The sequence below is a fragment of the Nostoc sp. ATCC 53789 genome, assembly GCF_009873495.1.
Classification (GTDB): Bacteria; Cyanobacteriota; Cyanobacteriia; order Cyanobacteriales; family Nostocaceae; genus Nostoc; species Nostoc muscorum_A.
Window position 1 is genome coordinate 1,630,953 of the sequence record NZ_CP046703.1, and the last position, 20,995, is coordinate 1,651,947.

General features: G+C 41.1%; 13 protein-coding genes. 8 read left to right on the plus strand and 5 right to left on the minus strand.

Annotated elements, in window-relative coordinates; all coding sequences use genetic code 11:
* Positions 1–23: 23 nt before the first annotated feature.
* The 3 genes from GJB62_RS06615 to hisC form a co-directional block, all read right to left on the minus strand.
* Positions 24–1,226 (minus strand): site-specific integrase, encoded by a 1,203-nt coding sequence (locus tag GJB62_RS06615; protein ID WP_114082107.1) that lies wholly within the window; start codon positions 1,224–1,226, stop codon positions 24–26.
* Between the two features lie 561 nt (positions 1,227–1,787).
* Complete coding sequence (locus tag GJB62_RS06620) at positions 1,788–2,285, minus strand: hypothetical protein (protein ID WP_114082097.1); 498 nt, start codon at positions 2,283–2,285, stop codon at positions 1,788–1,790.
* Positions 2,286–2,970: 685 nt separating this feature from the next.
* Positions 2,971–4,032 (minus strand): histidinol-phosphate transaminase, encoded by a 1,062-nt coding sequence (gene hisC, locus GJB62_RS06630; protein ID WP_114082099.1) that lies wholly within the window; start codon positions 4,030–4,032, stop codon positions 2,971–2,973.
* A 338-nt stretch (positions 4,033–4,370) separates the two neighbouring features.
* Here hisC and GJB62_RS06635 point away from each other — a divergent pair, with 338 nt between their 5' ends.
* The 3 genes from GJB62_RS06635 to ssuE all read left to right on the plus strand — a co-directional run bounded on the left by GJB62_RS06635 (position 4,371) and on the right by ssuE (position 7,204).
* Complete coding sequence (locus tag GJB62_RS06635; RefSeq protein WP_114082100.1) at positions 4,371–4,949, plus strand: rRNA large subunit pseudouridine synthase E; 579 nt, start codon at positions 4,371–4,373, stop codon at positions 4,947–4,949.
* Between the two features lie 458 nt (positions 4,950–5,407).
* A complete protein-coding gene (gene ssuD / locus GJB62_RS06640) occupies positions 5,408–6,565 on the plus strand; it encodes an FMNH2-dependent alkanesulfonate monooxygenase (protein WP_114082101.1) in 1,158 nt (385 codons plus the stop codon).
* A 72-nt stretch (positions 6,566–6,637) separates the two neighbouring features.
* Entirely contained in the window at positions 6,638–7,204 is a 567-nt protein-coding gene (ssuE, locus tag GJB62_RS06645; protein ID WP_114082102.1) for an NADPH-dependent FMN reductase, read from the plus strand.
* 568 nt (positions 7,205–7,772) lie between these two features.
* Here ssuE and GJB62_RS06650 read toward each other — a convergent pair.
* Positions 7,773–8,995 (minus strand): ISAzo13 family transposase gene (locus GJB62_RS06650; protein ID WP_159402613.1). Its coding sequence is split into 2 segments (ribosomal slippage): positions 7,773–8,515 and positions 8,515–8,995, totalling 1,224 coding nucleotides; the frame shifts between segments, so codons are not numbered across the junction.
* A gap of 571 nt (positions 8,996–9,566) precedes the next feature.
* On the opposite strand from GJB62_RS06650, the gene GJB62_RS06655 reads away from it, so the two are divergent.
* The 4 genes from GJB62_RS06655 (at position 9,567) to GJB62_RS06670 (ending at position 14,410) form a co-directional block, all read left to right on the plus strand.
* Positions 9,567–10,880, plus strand: a complete 1,314-nt coding sequence (locus tag GJB62_RS06655) for an FAD-binding oxidoreductase (RefSeq protein WP_114083358.1) — start codon at positions 9,567–9,569, stop codon at positions 10,878–10,880.
* A 54-nt stretch (positions 10,881–10,934) separates the two neighbouring features.
* A complete protein-coding gene (locus GJB62_RS06660) occupies positions 10,935–12,290 on the plus strand; it encodes a (Fe-S)-binding protein (protein WP_114083357.1) in 1,356 nt (451 codons plus the stop codon).
* Positions 12,291–12,617: 327 nt separating this feature from the next.
* Positions 12,618–13,922 carry a P-loop NTPase fold protein gene (locus tag GJB62_RS06665; protein ID WP_114083356.1) on the plus strand — a complete coding sequence of 435 codons (1,305 nt, stop codon included), beginning with the start codon at positions 12,618–12,620 and terminating at the stop codon, positions 13,920–13,922.
* A gap of 179 nt (positions 13,923–14,101) precedes the next feature.
* Entirely contained in the window at positions 14,102–14,410 is a 309-nt protein-coding gene (locus GJB62_RS06670) for a hypothetical protein (protein ID WP_147262533.1), read from the plus strand.
* A gap of 88 nt (positions 14,411–14,498) precedes the next feature.
* Here the strand turns inward: GJB62_RS06670 and GJB62_RS06675 are convergent, their stop codons facing one another.
* Positions 14,499–15,839: a transposase gene (locus GJB62_RS06675; protein ID WP_114083354.1), complete on the minus strand. Its 1,341-nt coding sequence runs from the start codon at positions 15,837–15,839 to the stop codon at positions 14,499–14,501.
* A gap of 117 nt (positions 15,840–15,956) precedes the next feature.
* Between GJB62_RS06675 and GJB62_RS06680 the strand changes: the two genes are divergently transcribed.
* Complete coding sequence (locus GJB62_RS06680) at positions 15,957–20,882, plus strand: tetratricopeptide repeat protein (RefSeq protein ID WP_114083353.1); 4,926 nt, start codon at positions 15,957–15,959, stop codon at positions 20,880–20,882.
* The last annotated feature ends 113 nt before the right edge of the window (positions 20,883–20,995 follow it).

The following is a 20,995-nucleotide window of genomic DNA, read 5'->3' on the forward strand; positions in this document are numbered from 1 at the left end:
TATCCGAGGGGTTAACCCAGTCATCAGAGTTCTGGTAGGTTTAGGGGTACTGTGTTACCCGCATAATGCTTCAGAATAATCTCTGGGCTATTTCCTACCAACTTTGCCACTGTGGAAACTGTTAACCCCTCAGCCAGCATTAAGGTAATGAAAGTATGCCGGGTATTATATGGGCACCGGTAGCGCTCTATTTTACCCTCATCTAATAACCCTTGAATAACCCCATTGTAGTTTTTGTTACTTGTTCTGCCACCTTTCCAAACCTGAGTAGAGAATCTAGTATTGCTGATGATTCCCCCGGTGGGGCTGGTAAATACTGATTGTTCTAAGTCGGGGGTTGTGGGCCTAATGGATAGTAATAACTCTCTGACTTGGCTATTACAAGGGAACTTCCTAGCCTTGCCTGTTTTAGTCCCCTTTCTGATATTTAGCTGGCTATCATAGGATTCAGAAAATGTAATCTGGGTGCAATCGGAGTTAATATGTTGCCACTGGAGCGCGATCGCCTCCCCAGTTCTACAGCCAGTCCAGAACATAAACTTAACAAAGGGTGCATAGTGGGGCCGGGTATCCTCAAATGCTTTGATAATGGTATTCATTTCTGCCCTACTGAAAGGGTCAATGGCATCTGAATCATGCTTAGGTAGCTTGATGTCTTCTGACATTCCGGCGAATGGATTATCCTTTGCCAGACCGGAGCCAACAGCCCATTTACAACAGGCGGCTAGGTAGGTTAGTACCCGCTTGGCTGCATTAGGGGTTAGTTGGGCTAATAGATAATCTCTGATAGCGATCGCCTGACTCAAGTCTTTAGTCGGTAGTCCCTTGATGTGGTTAGTATACTTTCTGGCATAATCGCGCCTATATGTGGTAGAGGCTAGCTGAGGCTTCATATAGGCGCAGTATTGCTCCCATAGCCCCATGATGTCTGTCTGCGGTGTATTAGGCTTAACTAGGGTTAACTGAGGTTTTCTGTAGCTATCTAGTTTCTCTCTGTAGCGCTCAAGGGTTGGGTCAAGCTGCCCAGTGATTATCTCTTCCTCTATCCAGTTAGCTACTGAATCAACCCGCCTCTTATTAATCTCATTAGCATCCAGCCCAGTACTAATGATGGCTTGTTTCCCTGGGGGAGTTACTGACCTGGGCAACCGGAGCCTAAACTTTCCTCTGAACTCCTCAACCCCTACATTACCCCTGGCTGTCCTAGCTGTCTTGGCTGTTCCCATTTGAATATCGCTAACCTCTACTTCCCTGCAATGATATTCAAAATGATATTCAAAGTCAATGGTGTTTGGTTGGATTATTGACCACAAAAGCGCTTGAGTGTCCAAAGGGTGCGAAGCTACCGGTCTGCAAAACCTCCACCCCCGGTTCAAATCCGGGTGCCGCCTTTAAAGAAATATAAGTACTACAGGGTTTTCAAGCCCTTTTTTATTGTGCGTAAAAGGCTTGTTTTCAAAGCCTTCATAGGTTTTTAGGGTTATTTTGGGTAATTTGGGTAAATAATGTAAGGTAAGGTAGAGGTTTTGTACCCCAATAGGCATTTCTGGGGTAAAACTGGGGTAAATTGGAACGTAACCTACAGGTGGCAGAACTATAAATTTGTTGAATTAAAATATAGGTGATCGCCTAAAAAGCAATTGTATCAACAAAAAATACGGTGATCTAATAAAAGTAATTTTTGCACCGAATGCTACCACTTATGATCACCTTGTTCATTAACTCTTACTACGACAATATATATAGATGTATTTATTGCCCTTGTAAGTTAACGAAAGTAGTGTTGATTAAATAAACTTATACAATTCTCTGTGTTCGCTACCAATCCGAATATTAGTGAGTTGAAATTTACCATAGCCAGGCGAACTTACAATACGCTTCTCATATCCAAATGCTTCAACAAGTGCATTAACTTGTACTGCTTTAGTTGGCTCCTCCTTCGTCATTAGCCATAATTGCTCTAAAATATCTTCCTCAGCATATAAATACTTGTCACACTTAACACGTATAAAATTTTTATTTAATTCTGATAGATTGTTGGGAACGTAGATTAATCCTGCTTCATATCGTATAGCAGGAGTGTAGTTTTTAATATCTGATTTTATCTTATATTCTTCCTGAGAGTATCGTTTATCACTTAATTCACCTTCAAGAGTCAATAAGTATTTCTCCAACCCAGGATGTAAAACTGTTTCATGAGACTTTGATAATGAACCAACATAGGCTGTAATAGAAACGGGATTACAAAACGCATGAGCAATAGATGCTTCATTGAGAACATACATAGAGTTTAACTTTTAGATAGCGATTGCCATTTGCTGACAATACATTGCATCACTAACATACTGATTTTTTCTTAAATTTAACCCAGAAAATACTGATAAATTCAAAAATATTCAAGCTATCCAGAAAAATCACAAGCAACTATTTTGAATTTTGTAGCATTCATGTACTAGCATCATAGATACTCCCTTATCCAGAATAATTCTCATAAATGTGCTGATAAACTTCCTGACACTTCTGTTCATACAGTTCAGCAGAATGACTCTGAGGTACCTGTGCATTATTAAAGTTGTCGCTATGATTGCAGCCAAAACACCCACTCGGAGACACTGGGAACTGTTTGAGGTTTACAAAGAAAGCTAAGGTTGCTATCAAAATGGAGGCTGAAGAGTTCCTAAAGCATTGGGCTGTCAACTACGAAGAACTTGCCGAATTATAGTTCTAAAAGTTGCTTGCTAATATGTTCCATAAATCGCTCAAAGTTGGGACAGCTATAATACCCTTTATCCTGACCAGGAATAGTACATTAGCAAGTGCGAGCAGGAGGAATTTCTTTGAAGTAGTAGTTGCACCGAATACAGTAGCAAACGCGGTTTCCCTGACTCTCCTAGGAAATTGCAGAACCTTTGCGATCGCTCGATCGCTAACTTCACTATATATCAATGATTTAGATGCGTTCCCCCTGCGCTAATCCCCAGTCCCCAACAAATAAATCAACGCTTCTACTAGAACTTGATTTTGTTCATCTGTGCCAACAGTAATGCGTAATTTATCATCTAGCCCAGGCTGCTTGAAGTAACGGATTAAAATTCCCTGTTCTTTCAGTTTTTGATAGAGATATTCCGCGTTTCTTTGTGGAGGCTGTACCAGCAAAAAGTTAGTTTGGGAATCCCAGATATGAAAACCTAATTGTTTCAAGTCTATTGATAGCTGATTCCGCGATGCTTTAATCTTTGCCACACAAGCATTTTTATAAGCTTGATCGGTAATGGCAGCCGTGCCAATTGCACAAGCGATCGCATCAATGTTATAGCTATCCTTGACTTTAAACAATCCCTGCAACAGTTTAGGATTCGCCACTCCAAATCCCAATCGCAGTCCAGCCAACGAGTAGCCCTTAGAAAGGGTACGAATTATGATGACATTTTCGTATTCCTTTACCAAAGCCAACGCATTCTCTTCGGTAAAATCTATGTATGCTTCATCAATCACCAAAACTCCAGATAACTGGCTGGCTAATTGGCGCAGTTCGTTAGTTGCTACCAGATGCCCCGATGGACTATTGGGCGACGCAATAAATGTGACAGAACCATTGGCAGCAACCAGTTCTTCCAAAGGTAAACTGTAGTCCTCGCTGTAGGAAATTTCAATAATTTCCGCAGCCTGCATTTCTGCTAATGTACGATATAGCACATAAGTGGGCATCGGATAAACTACCTTCTTTCCAGGTTCTGCACAGGCTCGAATTATTACGCTCAACAATTCGTCACTGCCATTGCCTACAATAATCCAATCGCTAGGAACTCCTAAAACTTTACTTGCGGCTTCTCGAAATTCCCCGCCGAAAGGTTCTGGATATCGCCGCAACCACTCCCCCTCAATATTTTGTAGTACAGCTAGTGCCGCAGGAGAAGGAGGATAGGGGTTCTCGTTGCTGTTGAGTTTAATTATCTGTGTACCACGCTGGGGCTGCTCACCGGGAATATAGCTAGCCATTGCATCAACATTGGAGCGAAAGTAATTAGTCATAGGGCATTGGTTGTGTATCTTAAGCAAATTTCAACCCACAATTTCTGACGATATCGTTTTTTGTCGTTTACAAAATACGGCTTTAAGACTTACATACCATACAGAGTTATGCTGTGAATCAACATAAATACGTCATTTCAGGTGTTTATTAATAATTGATGATAATAAATAGACCTGCGTCGTAGGGGCAATTCATGAATTGTCCCTACGGGGAAAGTATTTGAACGCTTATTTCCCCTCAAAAATGTTTAAATCTCGTTAGAAAATAGAACCAGGGGGCAAAGGAGCAAGAAAAGAATAACAATATCCAATGACCAATGACAAATGACCAATGACAAATGACAAATCATCACCGATATATTATTTTTTACAAACCCTATGGCGTTCTCAGCCAATTTACAAAAGATGCTCCCACACATAGCACCCTGAAAGATTATATAGATGTACCTGATGTCTATCCTGTAGGACGCTTAGACTGGGATAGTGAAGGATTACTGCTGTTAACGAATGATGGACAATTGCAACATCGCCTTGCCCATCCGCGTTTTGGTCATAAACGTACTTACTGGGTACAGGTAGAGCGAATTCCAGATGAAGATGCGATCAAAAGGTTGCAAACAGGCGTAGAAATTCAAGATTACCGCACTCAACCAGCACAAGTTAGGCTCTTATCAAAAGAGCCAGAGCTACCTGAACGCACGCCGCCAATTAGATTTCGCAAAAATGTACCGACAGCTTGGCTGGAAATGACTTTGACAGAGGGAAAAAACCGTCAAGTCCGGCGCATGACTGCGGCTGTTGGGTTTCCGACTTTGCGACTGGTTAGGGTCAGCATAGCCCACCTACGATTAGATGACTTACAATTGGGTCAATGGCGCGACCTCACGACATCTGAACTCCAATTTATTTCTGTTTAGAGACAACAGGAAGAGGGCTAAGGAGCAAAGGGAAATCAGGGGTTGACATACTCCCTGGCGTGTTCGCCCTTGGCGTTCCCGTTCGCGCAGCGTCTCCGTCAGGAGAAGGGTACGCACGGTGATTCTGGAGTAATGAGTAATGAGTAATAAGTAATGAGTCAATACCCATTTTTCATCCACTCATTACTTTAAAGCATTGCGTGAAGCACGGGGTTTCAGACCCATATTTTTGATGAGAGGGAAAAGGGGGCAAGGAAAATAACCATACCCAATTCCCGATTTCCAATCTTTGCGATCGCTATCTTATTGAACACAGCTTAATATACATTGGTTTGATAGGAATACCGGAGTTTCTAAAAAAACTTCTTGCTTGCTTCAGTAGAATATGTGATACTCTACATCTATAAACAAAGCACGGTAGTTCTATCGTTTTACCGTAGTTTAAAAGGACAGGATTCATGCAGCTACTATGGTTCATCCCAACCCACGGCGACGGACGTTACCTTGCAACTGCTACAGGTGGAAGGGCAGTAAGCTTTCCCTATCTGCGGCAGATTGCTCAAGCGGTGGATGACCTTGGTTATACAGGGGCATTGCTGCCCACGGGACGTTCTTGCGAAGATGCTTGGATTGTAGCGTCAACGCTGGTATCGCTGACACGACGGATGCGTTTTTTGGTGGCGATTCGTCCCGGCTTGGTATCGCCTGGAGTAGCGGCGCGGATGGCGGCGACTTTTGATCGTCTCTCTGGAGGACGCTTGCTGATTAATGTCGTAACAGGAGGCGATCCCGTAGAGTTAGCGGGAGATGGCTTGCATTTGGATCACGATCAGCGCTATGAATTAACAGATGAATTTTTGACAGTATGGCGAGCGATCGCTAGTGGAGAACAAGCCAATCTTCAGGGCGATTATCTCAATATTCAAGATGGTAAGCTGCTATTTCCACCTGTTCAGAAGCCATATCCACCGTTGTGGTTTGGCGGTTCCTCTCCTGTTGCTCAAAAAATTGCTGCCAAGCACGTAGATGTCTACCTGACTTGGGGCGAACCACCGGCGCAAGTAGCCGAGAAGATTTCATTAGTTCGCAGACTTGCAGAAATAGAAGGCCGGACTTTGCGGTTTGGGATTCGTTTACATGTGATTGTGCGCGAAACCGAGAGTGCAGCTTGGGATGCAGCCAATGATTTAATTAAATATGTCGATGACGAAGCGATCGCTAAAGCTCAAAAAGCTTATGCCCGGATGGATTCAGTTGGACAACAACGGATGACTCAATTACACCACGGGAATCGTGAGGCTTTAGAGATTAGTCCGAACCTCTGGGCAGGAGTTGGTTTGGTGCGAGGCGGTGCGGGAACAGCCTTAGTAGGCGATCCTCAAACCGTAGCGGCCAGAATGTTGGAATATGCAGATTTGGGTATTGAGTCCTTTATTCTCTCTGGTTATCCCCATCTAGAAGAAGCTTATCGAGTCGCAGAACTTCTATTTCCCCATTTGCCCTTAGAAAATCTGCCAGTAGTAGAGAAGCAACACGTCTTGAGTCCATTTGGTGAGATTGTGGCAAATGAAGATTTCCCTAAGCAGCATAAAGAGAAAGCCACATCCATATCCTAGTAAAGTTTAGGGTATTGGTTATTCCCAATTCCCCATTCTCTATTCCCATTTAATACATAGGAGTTTAATTGAATGACAAATATTTTAGCGATCGCAGGTAGCCCAACCCATCCATCTAGAACTTATGGTTTGGTCGAATACACCGCCAAAATTTTACAACAAGAAGGCTTGCATGTAGACATTATTTCAGTTCGGGATTTACCTGCTGAAGATTTAGTTTTTGGACGATACGATAGCCCTGCTTTAGAACAGCCAAAAGCTTTATTAGCAAAGGCAGATGGTGTGATTATAGCCACCCCAATCTACAAAGCTGCTTACACAGGAGTGCTGAAAACATTTCTAGATTTGCTCCCACAAAAATCATTGACAGGTAAACCCGTATTACCAATTGCCCTTGGTGGAACGATCGCTCATTTATTGGCAATTGAATATGCTTTGAAACCTGTATTATCTGAATTAGGAGCGCGGCATATCCTAGCTACTGTTTATGCAGTAGACAAACAAATTCAACGGCAACCCGATAACAGTGTCATCTTAGATGAAGAAATTGACCAAAGGCTCAAAGATGTCCTCAAAGAATTTGTTAAAGCTGTAGCTTATGATGCCGCCGCGCCTCAAGAATTGGTTCATGCCAATTAAATAATCAAGTTTATACCTCCGTTTACTTGTAGCGGATGGGTAATTTCTCCCCATCTGCTACCTTTTTTAAAAGTTAATCAAATTAGCATAAAATTCCATTCAAATAACACCCGGACTGTCTCACCACTTTGCGTTTAAGTTTAAATAAAAAATAATTTTTACAACTAATTTAGCATTGCTATAGATATCACAATTGTCTCCTAACTCTACCCGTAGTAGATTAGTTAATTTAACTAATCTACTACTTTTTCTTTTGAGATTTTAAAATTGTCATCAGGATAGAAGAAAGTTTGCCGATAATATAAGTTGGATAAAGCTAATACTTTACCAACCAAAGCGCGATCGCTTTTAATGCAAGAGCATCATAACTTTATTTAAGGGACTTCCAGAGAATAAAATATACAGTCAATAAAAATGATAATCATTTTAAGGGGGAGAAAGGGGTTGCCAACGGCAACCCCTTTCTCCCTCAATAAATAGGCAAGATAAATGTCTGCACAAAGAGAGTTCTTAAATGCAGTGAGCTGAATTGCTATCGACTATTTTTGCGCTTTTAACTTTTTGAAAATTACGTTACTCCACAACAGATATCAATAAACCACTTACCTAAATTTGGTAAATTATCTTCGGTAAAATTAGTCAAACGTTCAATCTTATTTTCAATTTCTTGCATAGCTTTTTTAGTTAGACGGACTCCGCTAGAGTAAGTCTGAGTAACTAACTTAACAACTGGACTTTTACCATTCCACGTCATAGTCTTAGCAAAATTTAATGCAGTTTCCACATCGTCTAAAATACTGCCATTCCAATGATTCTCCAAAACAGCCCAAGTTCTTTCAATTGGATTATATTTACTGTGATAGGGAGGGTAATAAGCTAAACGTATATTTAATTTGTATGATTGAGCAAATTCAACTATACGTTTCATAAACTGAGTACGTCGAGAACTATTTTCTCCTCCATTATCTTGATTAATAAGTAAAGTTTTTATTTCCGAAAATCGCCAGCTTTCTGATTTCCAAAAATCCCCTAAAATGTCAACGATAAAATCGCTAGTTACTTTGGATTCTGTAAAATACAAAAATAGCTCGTCAAGGTCTGGAAGAAAGATACCATAAGGAGCTACAGTTGTTTTTGGTTTGAAGTCGTGGTCATCAGTTTCTGTTGGTACTCGATTTCTACCACCACGATCAAAGGAGCCGATATTTACGCGAGCTTTCGCATCCAAGCTTAAACGTAAAATAGTTGGGTCATCTGAAGCTTCTTGGTGAACTATAGCTAATTGCTCAAAGATTGCATCAGTTTCGGGAATTTTTTTTGAGGTTGAATTTTGGCAACCCTCTTGAGGCGATACCCTAAATCATTTAACTTGACACGAATTGTTTCTGAAGTTGGTAATTCTTCTTCAGCATAACCAAATTTTTCAATTAATTGATGTCTTACAACAGATGCGCCCAGTCGGGTATAGAGTCTTTGACTTTTAAAAGTCGGGTCTATTTGACTTTGAGAATCGACTAGTTTTTTGATATCTTCTAAAAGAGTTGGTAGGTGTTCTTCTGCTTTTTTTCTTCCTCTACCTTGATAATTATCCACACAAGTGATACCACTATTTAATTCTTTAATTCCTTTACCAATAGTTACACGGTTCCATCCTAACTCTCGCTCTGCTATAGACTTTCCTCCGTGTCCTAATGCCACAACTGTTTGTGCAATGAACCTACGTTTAGCTGCTCCCTTTAATTGATGTGCGGTTTCCTTCAATAACTTTTTCAATGAATCTGTTAATTGTATTGACACCTCAAACATCCCAAAATCGAATCATCATTCAATTTACTACAACTTGGGGTGGGAGAGGCTGCCGTTGGCAGCCTCTCCCACCCCCCTAACAATGATTATCATTTTTATTATCTGTATATTTTATTTTCTGGAAGTCCCTAAGGTGAGTTCGATAAACCTCTCCCTGCCTTAAACTAAAGTTCAAGCCTAGCTTTATTGCATCAATGAGAAAAAGACAAACTTAACCATTAAGTAGAGTGCGAAGAACTTATGTATTTATATCAACTTAATGGTTAAGGAAAATTAAAATAATTTTCTATAAATATACTCTTACTCTTTTAATAAAAATGCAAGGACAGTTAAGACTATTTAGACAATCAAGTAAACATTTAATAAAATTTTAATATTTTATTAGGTTGGTAATATCGGTAGATCATTTGTTATAAGCGTTGTTTATTGTAAATGGGTAGCGTCGTGTTGGCGCATCCCAACCTAGGCATTTACAGCCACCGTATATTAATGGCAATACGCTTTTTTGGTCAGGTTAACCAGTAAATTAGATGTAGAGCGTAAAAAAATAAACTCAATGAAAGCGATATCTAACGACAAGCCGCAAGGCGTGTGCGCTACTGATTTTGCATCTATTATCGGCGAAGAAAATGCTGTTTGCCTTTGGGAAAATATCGAAATAGGCCAGCAAAAACGTATCCAACAGGCTGTAACTTCTGGCAAACCTCCCACTTGTATCGTCTATCCCCGCACCCAACAGCAACTAGCCGCAGTCATCGCCAAAGCTCACAGTCACAACTGGCGTGTCCTACCCTGTGGTAGTGGCAGTAAACTTAGCTGGGGTGGTTTAGCTAAGGGCGTTGATGTCGTAGTTAGCACAGAAGGCATCAACCAACTGATTGAACACGCTGTTGGCGATTTGACTGTCACAGTAGAAGCTGGAATGAAGTTCTCGGATCTCCAGGCACTTTTGGCAAAATCGCGGCAATTTCTCGCCCTTGACCCCACAGCACCGGAGTCAGCAACCATTGGCGGTATTGTTGCCACAGGTGATACAGGTTCTCTGCGGCAACGTTATGGTAGTGTGCGCGACCAGTTACTAGGTGTTACCTTTGTCCGTGCTGATGGAGAAGTCGCTAAAGCTGGGGGAAGAGTAGTTAAAAATGTTGCCGGATATGACTTGATGAAATTGCTTACTGGGTCTTATGGCACATTAGGCTTTATTAGTCAACTGACTTTCCGTGTGTATCCGCTATCAGAGGCATCGGGGACGGTGGTACTAACTGGTAGTGCCGAGGCTGTATCTCAAGCGGCTGATATCCTTCGAGGTTCGGCATTAACACCAGTTCAGGCTGATTTGCTATCAACTAAATTGGTGTCTAGCTTAGGTTTGGGTCAAGGGCTGGGATTAATTGCCCGCTTTCAGAGTATTAGTGAGAGTGTTAAAGAACAGTCAAACCGAGTTTTGGAAGTAGGTCAAAAGTTAGGTTTAAATGGGGCAATTTTTGCCGATGCTGATGAGGCTAGTCTATGGCAGAGATTGCAAGAACGAATACATTTTTCTGCCAGAGAATCTGTAATTACCTGCAAAATAGGAGTGTTGCCTACTGCTGCTGTAGATATTTTGACTCAGGTGGAGTTGGGTTTAATTCATATAAGTAGTGGTTTAGGTTTGTTACAATTAGAGGATAAAAATCAAGTTTTGCAGGTGCGCGATTCCACTCAACTGAATAGAGGTTTTTTAACAATTCTGGAAGCACCAGTGGCGGTTAAAGAACAAATAGATGTTTGGGGTTATACGGGGAATGCTTTGCCGTTGATGCGCCGTATAAAGGAACAGTTTGATAGTAAGAATATTTTAAGTCCTGGTCGGTTTGTGGGTGGAATTTAAGAACGAACCGCGAAGGACGCAAAGGACGCAAAGGAAGAGGGGAAAGGTAGAAATATGCAAGTTTCAGAAAATGCTGTTAACAATACGGCTAGTTTAAAGAATTTGAAGGGATTTGACGAGAGCCATCCACCTGACCCAAAGTTAATTGATAGTTGTGTACATTGTGGATTTTGTCTTTCGACTTGTCCAAGTTATCGAGTGCTTGGCAAGGAGATGGATTCACCTAGAGGACGCATCTATTTAATGGATGCAATTAATGAGGGTGAGATTGCTCTCAATACGGCAACTGTAGAACATTTTGATTCGTGTTTGGGATGTCTTGCTTGTGTGAGTACTTGTCCTTCTGGTGTGCAGTATGACAAATTGATTTCTGCAACTCGCCACCAAGTTGAACGAAATTATCCCCGCAGTTTGCCAGACCAATTTTTTCGTCAACTGATATTTTCTCTGTTTCCCTATCCCAATCTTTTACGGTTTTTATTAGTTCCGTTGTTGGTTTATCAGAAGTTGGGATTTGCTAAATTATTTCGCGCTACAGGTTTACTCAATAAAATATCGCCCCGTTTGGCAGCAATGGAATCAATTCTGCCAGAAATTACCCTCAAATCTTTTCAAGATAATTTGCCTAGTGTGATTCCTGCTAAAGGTGAGAAGCGCTATCGAGTCGGGGTAATTTTGGGATGCGTACAACGGCTGTTTTTCTCCCCCGTGAATGAAGCAACAGTGCGGGTTTTAACAGCGAATGGTTGTGAAGTAGTGATTCCCAAATCTCAAGGTTGTTGTGCAGCGCTTCCCGAACACCAAGGGCAAACAGAACAAGCGAAAGCATTAGCAAGGCAGATGATTGATAGTTTCGCTAACACTGATGTCGATTTTGTAATTATCAATGCTGCTGGTTGTGGTCATACTTTAAAAGAATACGGTCATATTTTAGAAGATGACCTCGAATATCGGGAAAAGGCAAAGGATTTTGCAGCTAAAGTTAAAGATGCTCAAGAGTTTTTGGCAACTGTTGGTATAACAGCGAAACTGTCGCCACTCACTGATAAACCTTTGAATTTAGTTTATCAAGATGCCTGTCATTTATTGCATGGTCAAAAGATTAGCGTGCAACCGCGTCAGGTATTGCGACAAATTCCAGGGGTGAAGTTGAGAGAACCAGTAGATGCGGCTTTATGTTGTGGCAGTGCTGGGGTTTATAATATGCTGCAACCGGAAGTTGCTGAAGAATTGGGTCAGCAAAAAGTACAGAATTTGTTGAATACTGGTGCTGAGTTAATTGCTTCTGCTAATCCGGGGTGCACTTTGCAAATTACAAAGCATTTGCAGTTACAAGGTAAGAATATTTCAGTCATTCACCCGATGGAGTTGTTAGATTATTCAATTCGGGGTGAAAAGTTGAAATTGTAGACCAATACACTTGTAGAGACGGCGATTTATCGCATCTCGAAAACCACAAATTTTTGCCAGTAGCCCTTAACTGAACCGTATTGGGTCATATCATGTTTACCCAAAAGACCTCTCCCTAGTTTTACTACGCAAAACCTGTCCCTCTCCGAGTCGGAGAGGGACAGACTTGAACGCAAGTTCAAGGCAGGGAGAGGTCTGTCGAACTCACGTTTTTTATGGAAGTCCTTAATCAGTCGCCTTGAAGAAGTTTTTTCCGAAATAGCCGCTTTATCGTCTGTATAATCACTGAAATGGCAAGAGTATCAGGCTAATTTCGGGTGATTTGTGATGAAACTAGATTTAGTCAGGTTTTTTCAAGCTTGCAACCCCAGTAAAACTCTGGTTGTGAGCAAACCGGAGGATAGACAATATTATATTGATTTCTCTAAAGTTCGTGGTGCCAAGATTATTGAAGAACTTGGGCGAACTATCACCCGCCTTGCACCAGAACAACCTACCTGTCAATTATTTACCGGACATATTGGCTGTGGCAAATCCACTGAGTTACTGCGACTAAAAGCAGAGTTAGAGCAGCAGGAATTTCATGTGGTTTATTTCGAGTCTAGCCAAAGCCTCGATATGGCTGATATTGATGTTACAGATATTTTACTAGCAGTAGCTCGTGAGGTGAGTCAAAGTTTAGAAACAATAAAAATCAACCTGAAACCAGGATACTTTAAAAATCTATTTACCGAAATTTCTGAGTTTTTGCAAACGCCGCTAGACATTGGGGTGGAGGCTGAATTATCTGTAGGTATTGCCAAAATTACTGCCAAAACTAAAGATAGTCCCAAACTCCGCGGCCAGTTACGGCAATATTTAGAACCACGCACCAATGGCATTTTAGAATCAATTAACAAAGAATTGCTCAAGCCTGCTATAGAAAAACTCAAGCAGCAAGGTAAACAAGGACTGGTGGTAATTATAGATAATCTCGACAGAGTGGATAATTCTTTGAAGCCTTCGGGTTATTACCAGCCAGAATATCTCTTTGTAGAACGTGGTGAACAGTTAAACCAGCTAAATTGTCATGTTGTTTATACCATTCCCCTAGTGTTGATTTTTTCCAACGCTTTAGGAAGGTTAACAAATCGCTTTGGGGTAGACCCCAAGGTTTTGCCGATGGTTCCTGTGCAATTGCAAGATGGTTCGCAATTTTCACAAGGACTCACGCTACTGCAACAGATGGTTATGACGAGGGCTTTTCCTGGCGTTAGTTGGGAACAAAGTCAGAATTTAATTACCGAGGTTTTTGATAGTCCTGATACTTTAGAGCGACTTTGCCGAGTTAGCGGCGGTCATTTGCGTAATTTGCTGATGTTATTATTTCGCTGTCTTCAGCAAGAAGACCCACCTCTGTCGCGGGAATGTGTGGATAGGGTGATAAAACAACGCCGCAATGAGCTAACTTTGGCAATTACGCTCGATGAATGGGAATTGCTACGTGAGGTGACGCAAGAGAAAAGCTTGAGAGGTCATGAAAGATACGAACTTTTGCTCCGCAGTATGTTTGTATTTGAATACCGGAATGAAGATGGTTCTTGGTTTGATGTCAATCCGATTTTGGCTGAAGCCAAGGAATTTAGTTTATGAATCGGGGTATTAATGTGCGTAGCGCTACGCGACAATACACCCTACTGGCGTGGCAAGGCTAAAATGTTGCAAAAAAATTGTAGGTTGGGTGGAGGCTTTGCGTAACACAACATATCTCAGAATGTTGGGTTGCGCTCCGCTTCACCCAACCTACGGCTAATGCACTTATCAGGTATTTTGTGAAATTGTATAACGTTAAGCATCTTAGTCGTGACGGGAGCGATGTCAATCGTGACGGGAACGATATCAGTCGTGATGGGAGCGATGTCAATCGTGATGGGAGCGATGTCAATCGTGACGGGAGCGATGTCAATCGTGACGGGAGCGATGTCAGTCGTGACGGGAGCGATGTCAATCGTGACGGGAGCGATGTCAGTCGTCACGGGAGCGATGTCAATCGTGACGGGAGTGATGTCAGTCGTGACGGGAGCGATATCAATCGTCACGGGAGCGATGTCAATTGTAACGGGAGCAGCTACAGCTTTTAAAATTAGCAGAAATTATTCTCTTGTCTACTGCCCTCTACTTAGATGATGTAATTATACAAACAGTTATTATAACAATACCTTTGCCAATTTACGAGGGTTCAACGCCTGTAGAAACGTTATGAATCCGTCCCAAAGAAGTAATCTTGGCAAAAATCTGGGTTAATAAAATAGGCTCAGGCATTTCCGGAAGCATTTTTAAGATTTCACGGACATATCGAAAACCACGATAATGAGTCTTCAGGTCAATAATGCCAGAGTCGGGATTAAGGAGACGAAAATCCAAGAGAAGATGATGGGACAAGTTGACCATGAAAAATGCTAAATTAACAGCATTAGTCACAGCAGTTTGGCTTAAGTTCATGAAATCTTCCAGTCCCCAAAACTGCTTGGGATCACGGAAATTAAACTCGATTTGGAAGCGCAATTTGTAGTAATCTATTATTTTTTCGTAGGACAACTTTAGGTCACTAGAAAATAGAATTACATGACTACGAGCATGAGTTTTAAGATTAATTTTAACTAAAATAACTACATTTAGTGCTTGGGCAAATTCCTTGTGAAGGAGAGTGCATTGATAAACATCAGTTTGAATTTCATCCTCTATGCTACTTTTACGCAAATACTTATCAGGTATGTTATGGTAGTCAATCTTATCACCGTATTTACGACGAGAGCGTTTATGGGAGTCAGGATGTTGATATGGGATATACAATGCAGAATCGTGGCGCAACTTAGAAATTATGTGTAAGTTAACTTGCCTAGCCATCTGCAAAGCATTATTGTTACCAAAATGCCCATCTAGCACTAAGTAAGTAAGCGGCACAAATCCAGCTAATAATTTGAACAGCGAATTAATCATCTTTTGAATTCGCACTAATTCAGATGTTAAAATCACCTCGGCTTTATTCTTATTTTTACTTCCTTTTGGTCGTCCACGCTTACGTTTTTCTTTAGGCTTTATTTCTGAGGCTAATGTTGAACTACTTTTTTCTACATCGCTCTTAATCACCTGTTCTATTTGAATGGGAAATGAGTGCCTTTGTTCAACACTTACTAATGATAATGTAAAGAAAGATAGTCCTAATATCGGTTTACTTACTAGGCTGGAAAAGAATCTATCCAAACCATAAGTTTTTTTACCTGATTTACTCACTACAACTTCATCTCCTGCAAGCAAATACACCTCATTTGCACGGAATAAATGCTTACGGAAAAATAGCCAAAACAACGTCGCCCAAGGTATTACTGTCTGAAAGAATCTTAATATCGTCCGATAACTACCACTAGTGCCTGCCCAACGCGAGATTCCCAACATCGTGACTCGCCCGCTCATCGTTAACATAGCCAGGATTATTTGGTTAAATTGCCGCATTGTTGTCGCGTTGATCTGCGGTAGCAGGCATTGTAGCAGTGATAAGATATCAGGCATGGGCTGCTTGTAGTGTTTGATTTATCGTTGTGAGAGACAATAAATCTACTACGAAATGCCCTACCTCTTCATACTCTTATTTTGGCAATGGTATTGATAAGGTAAATTATTTATGTTATGAGTAATCAGCAAGAGCCAGAAAATCTAGCCTTTGACAATGAGCGTTCATTGCAAACTTTGGTGCGAGCAATTAACCTTTCTCAGGGAGAATTTTCACTGACTTTGCTGCGCTGTAACTATGCAGCTTTCCGTCAAGATATAGTACAACGTCTACACCAACTATCTCCTGTTAAAATCCGTGAAATCACCTTACCCGTGTCAGTGAAAACTCTTTACACGTCTATAGGTGAAAAATTGGGAGATGAACAGCCATCAGCGTTAATGGTTTTTGGTTTGGAATCGGTTAAAGATATTGATACAGTTCTAACTTCAGCTAACCAAGTACGGGAGGAGTTTAGAAAAAACTTCCCGTTCCCAGTCATGTTACTGGTTAATGACCAAGTTCTGCAAAAGCTGATCAGATTAGCGACAGATTTTGAGAATTGGGCCACAATAATTCATTTTGCGATCGCAACTGCTGATTTAGTTCAATTTATCAAACAAACTGCTGAATCAGTTTTTGCTCAAGTTTTAGATGCTGGCGCAGGAAAATTTCTCGATAATTCCGCAATCAACTTGGCAATCGGTTCGCCGCACCGCGTAGAACTTGAGTTAGCACAAGCTGAACTGCAAAAGCGGGGTGTGAAGTTAGACGCAGAACTAGAAGCCAGTTTAGAATTTGTTCTGGGTCGAGATGCAGTTTCGATGGAACAGTCACGCCAGCATTATGAATGCAGTCTCGCACTTTTGCAACAGAGTTCTAAACTAGAACAGCAAGGATGTGTACTGTACAATTTGGGGTTATGGTGGCGTACCTACGCCGTGCAGCATTTAACGGAACAACAAAATGCTTGCTCGAACGCTAAAAATTATTATTACAAATGTCTCGAAATATTTGAGCAGGCGAATCGTCCTGACTTGGTAGCAAAATTTATTAACGCTTTGGGAGAAGTACTACAAAAGCTTCAGCAGTGGGATGAATTAGAAGCAGTTGCTCAAAAAGCTTTAACTCTATATCAAACCTATCCTGATTGGTTTAGAAAAGCAAGAGCCTATGGATTTATCGCTGAAGTAGCACTTGCTCAGTCTGCTTGGGATAAAGCTAAACAAGCTACCGAAAAAGCGCTTTCTATTGTAGCTAGTAACCAATCCATCCAATCGAAGGCTAATTTAGAATTGGTGCTATATTATCATCAAGGTTGGTATTTATTTGCACTAGCCAGAGCGCTACAGCAGCTTAATAAAGTGGAAGATGCTTTAACTACCCTAGAAGCTGCAAGAAGAGAAACTAAACCTCAATACGATCCAGAGCTTTACATTCGGATTTTGGAGAGGTTACAAAGCATTTATTATCAACAAGGTCAATATCTTGCAGCTTTTCAGATTAAGCAAGAGCAAATTAAAATTGAACATCAATATGGTTTTCGTGCTTTTATTGGGGCAGCTTATTTAATTCCTCGGCATGAGGTAATTAACCCGGCACTAGTGCAAGGAGAAAATATCATAAAAGTTGCTCAAGAAATTGCTGTTTCTGGTCGGCAACAAGATGTTAATCGGTTGATGAAACGAATGAGCCGGACTGACCATAAATTGACTGTATTTCATGGTCAGTCAGGAGTAGGTAAAAGTTCAATTTTGAACGGGGGACTAGTACCAACACTGCAACTACAATCAATAGATGCGCGTGATGTATTACCTATTGTCCTACGAGTTTATACAGATTGGATGGCGATATTGGCAAAATGTTTAGCAGATAATGGTACATCTAGTAATTCAATAGAATTTATCTGTGAAAGTCTGCGGAAAAATGCCGAGCGGAAGTTAACAGTTTTAATTTTTGATCAGTTTGAAGAATTTTTCTTTGTTTACACAGATCAAAGTAAAAGACAGCAATTTTATAAGTTTTTGCAACTTTGTCTGGATATTCCTTTTGTTAAGGTTATTCTCTGTTTGAGAGAAGATTATTTGCATTATTTATTGGAGTGCGATCGCCTGCTGAATTTTAGAGCAATTAATAACAATATTTTAGATAAGGATATCCGTTATTATTTAGGAAATTTCTCTTCAAAAGATGCCAAAGCTGTTGTCCAAAGTCTGACAGAACAAACCCACTTTTACTTAGAACCTGAGTTAATCGCTCAATTAGTAGAAGATTTATCAGATGAACTTGGCGAGGTACGCCCGATTGAGTTACAAATCGTCGGTTCGCAACTTCAAACAGATAAAATTACAACTTTAGAACAATATCTTCAGTCAGGAACAAAAGAAAAACTAGTCGAGCGATTTTTAGAAGAAGTTATTAAAGACTGTGGTTCTGAAAACGAACTCTGTGCCAGAGTAGTTTTATATTTATTAACAGACGAGAAAGGTACTCGTCCCTTCAAAACTTCTGACAATTTAGCGGAAGATTTAAAAACAGCAGATATTGTCTCAGAAAAAGAAAAACTAAATCTAGTTTTAGAGATTTTAGTTGGTTCGGGGCTGGTGTTAAATATTCCTGAAGACCCTGCTAACCTATATCAACTGGTTCATGACTATCTAGTTTCTTTTATCCGGCAGTCACAACAAGCAAGAAAATTAGAGGAACAGAAAAAGGAAAAGGAACAACGGCAACACGCTGAAGCAGAACTAAATCGTGTTCTTAAGCGACAACGCAATGACGCAAAACGACAACGAAATTTTGCGATCGCAGGAGTCACTATAATGTCCATTCTGGCAGTTATAGCAGTAGGATTGGGAGTGCGGGCAGAATCTGAAAGGCAAAAAACAGAACAAGCTGAGACAATTGCCATTAGTAAAGCTTCAGAAGCCCTTTTTGCCTCAAATCAAAGGTTTGAAGCACTTAAACAAGCCATTAAAGCAGGTAAAAAACTCCAAGCTACAGACTGGGGAAAAACCGATTCTGAAATTCGTACCCAAGTTATAGCGGCATTACAACAATCAGTTTACTGGATAGTAGAGCGCGATCGCTTGGAAGGACACAAGGCTCTAATCTGGGGTGTAACTTTCTCCCATAATGGTAAGTTGATTGCCTCAACTAGTTATGACCATACTATAAAACTCTGGAATCTAGATGGTAGCGTGTACAAGACGCTCGAAGGACATAAAGATAAAGTCTTAGGTTTGAGTTTCTCACCTGATGATCAAACAATTGTCTCAGGCGATTTCCAGGGCATCATAAAATTTTGGAAGCGGGACGGGACTTTATTAAAAACCCTACCAGCATATCAAGATGGAGTAAATAGTGGCGAAAATAAGGGAGTTTATAGTATCGATTTCTCACCAGATGGTAAGACAATTGCTACAGGAAGTCGGGACAGTACACTAAAACTCTGGAAGCCAGATGGCACTTTATTAAAAACGATTAAAGCGCATCAAGATGGAGTCAATAGTGTGGCTTTCTCCCCCGACGGTAAGATGATTGCGACTGGTGGTCGGGACAAAACTGTGAAACTCTGGACATCCAATGGTAAGCTTTTGCACACTACAGAAGGCTATGACGACTTTGTTTGGGATGTTGCTTGGTCAAGCGATAGCCAGACAATTGCGGCGGCGGCTGGTGGTGCTGCTGCGACTGGTAACGACAACAGAGTAAAACTCTGGAATCGAGACGGCACTCCTTTAAAAAATTTTAAAGCACATAAAGATGGAATCAATAGTGTGGCTTTCTCACCCGACGGTAAGATGATTGCTACAGCTAGTGACGACAAGACTGTAAAGCTTTGGAAGCCTGACGGTACTTTACTCACAACTTTATCAGGACATAGCAATGGAGTTTATGCTGTCAGGTTTTCACCTGACTGTAAAATCCTAATTTCTGCCAGTGCTGACGGTACGATGAAACTTTGGCAAGTTGGTAATACCAGTTGCTTACACAACGCCCAAATTCCTACTTCTCCTAGCGCTGACAGCACAATGAAGATTCAGTATGGTAGTGGTGTGGTAAGTATTCTCAACGGTCATAGCGATCGCGTTAATCAGGTAGATTTCTCACCTGATGACAAAATAATTGCCTCAGCCAGCCGTGACAAGACAGTGAAACTTTGGAAGCGCGATGGTACTTTAGACAAAACTCTTGAGGGGCATAGCGATAACGTTAGTTTCTCACCTGATGGTCAGACAATTGCTACCGCTAGTGATGATAACACAGTGGAACTCTGGAACCGTGACGGTAAATTACTGAGAACCCTTTTTCCAAAAAGCGATAAGATATTAGACTTGAATTTCTCACCCAACGGTCAGTTTATCGCCTTGGGTAGTATGGACAACAAAGTAATAATATCGCGGCTTGATGGCATCAAACCTCAGATTCTCAACAAGCATCAGGACTGGGTAAGGGCTGTAGCTTGGTCGCCAAACGGTCAGATGCTTGCCTCAGCTAGTGATGACAACACGGTAAAACTTTGGAAGCAAAACAATAAGGGCGAGTTTCACATCTACAAGACTCTCGCAGGGAAAAACGGCCATAACAGTTGGGTTTTGAGCGTTAAGTTCTCACCTAGTGGCGATATGATTGCCACTAGTAGTAATGACAAGACGGTAATACTTTGGAAGCAGGACGACAAGGGCGAGTTTCGCTGGTACAAAAAATTGCAGGGGCATACCGATCAGGTGAATAGCGTGAATTTTTCACCTGACGGTAAGATGATTGCAACAGCTAGTGATGATAAAACTGTAAAACTTTGGACACGCGACGGTCATTTAGTGAGAACTCTAACTGGGCACAGCGATCATTTATTAAGCGCGAATTTCTCAGCCGATGGTAAAACTCTGGCTTTGGGCAGTGCTGATGGGGCTATAATTCTCTGGAATTTGGATGAGCTAAATCATCTCAAGAATCTAGATAGCTTACTGGAGCGTGGTTGTGATTGGCTGTATGACTATCTAAAGAATAACCCGAATGTCAGTAAGAGCGATCGCCATCTCTGCGACGATATCAATTAAAAGTTAAGCGTTGGTACTCTCTCAAATTATCTCAGGCGATCGCTAAGTTTTTAACTGATTCCCCGTCTCAGACCGGAAATCAGTTAATTTCTCAAAGGTTTATCTGGTAAATC

What these genes read in the sequence shown, in the direction of transcription:
- hisC (WP_114082099.1), bottom strand. Translation starts at nt 4,032, where the DNA reads ATGACTAATTACTTTCGCTCCAATGTTGATGCAATGGCTAGCTATATT.
- GJB62_RS06680 (WP_114083353.1), top strand. Translation starts at nt 15,957, where the DNA reads ATGAGTAATCAGCAAGAGCCAGAAAATCTAGCCTTTGACAATGAGCGT.
- GJB62_RS06675 (WP_114083354.1), bottom strand. Translation starts at nt 15,839, where the DNA reads ATGCCTGATATCTTATCACTGCTACAATGCCTGCTACCGCAGATCAAC.
- GJB62_RS06615 (WP_114082107.1), bottom strand. Translation starts at nt 1,226, where the DNA reads ATGGGAACAGCCAAGACAGCTAGGACAGCCAGGGGTAATGTAGGGGTT.
- ssuD (WP_114082101.1), top strand. Translation starts at nt 5,408, where the DNA reads ATGCAGCTACTATGGTTCATCCCAACCCACGGCGACGGACGTTACCTT.
- GJB62_RS06620 (WP_114082097.1), bottom strand. Translation starts at nt 2,285, where the DNA reads ATGTATGTTCTCAATGAAGCATCTATTGCTCATGCGTTTTGTAATCCC.
- GJB62_RS06660 (WP_114083357.1), top strand. Translation starts at nt 10,935, where the DNA reads ATGCAAGTTTCAGAAAATGCTGTTAACAATACGGCTAGTTTAAAGAAT.
- GJB62_RS06655 (WP_114083358.1), top strand. Translation starts at nt 9,567, where the DNA reads ATGAAAGCGATATCTAACGACAAGCCGCAAGGCGTGTGCGCTACTGAT.
- GJB62_RS06665 (WP_114083356.1), top strand. Translation starts at nt 12,618, where the DNA reads ATGAAACTAGATTTAGTCAGGTTTTTTCAAGCTTGCAACCCCAGTAAA.
- GJB62_RS06635 (WP_114082100.1), top strand. Translation starts at nt 4,371, where the DNA reads ATGACAAATCATCACCGATATATTATTTTTTACAAACCCTATGGCGTT.
- ssuE (WP_114082102.1), top strand. Translation starts at nt 6,638, where the DNA reads ATGACAAATATTTTAGCGATCGCAGGTAGCCCAACCCATCCATCTAGA.